Annotated in this window: 1 protein-coding gene; it reads right to left on the reverse strand. The window is 68.9% G+C overall.

Annotated features, from left to right (window positions below):
- Positions 1-350, reverse strand: a 350-nt coding sequence (locus tag AB4Z20_RS28170) for an aldolase/citrate lyase family protein (RefSeq protein WP_442091273.1), incomplete at both ends; no start/stop codon positions are given.

The following is a 350-nucleotide window of genomic DNA, read 5'->3' on the forward strand; positions in this document are numbered from 1 at the left end:
GCCAGAGGTCCTGCTGCACGCTGACGCGGGGCGAACCGTCCGCATGCGGATCTTCTATGACGCGATAGCCCGGATGGCCGCCGCCGACCCGCGTCGTCTTCATCGCCCGGCTGGCGGCCAGGTCGGCCGGGCCCAGCGAAATCCCCTGCATGCGCGGGCTGGCGCCGGCGATCTGCTCGACGTTCATCACCCCTTCGGCCGTCTCCAGGATGGCGTGCAGCAGGATCGGCCGGGTGACGCCGTGCTTGGCCTCCAGCGAGGCCAGCAGCTGGTCGATGTAGAAGATGTCCCACGGCCCCTCGACCTTGGGGACCATGATGACGTCGATCTTGTCGCCCGCCTTCTCGACC

Source organism: Pseudomonas sp. KB_12, from assembly GCF_052114545.1.
Classification (GTDB): Bacteria; Pseudomonadota; Gammaproteobacteria; order Pseudomonadales; family Pseudomonadaceae; genus Aquipseudomonas; species Aquipseudomonas brassicacearum.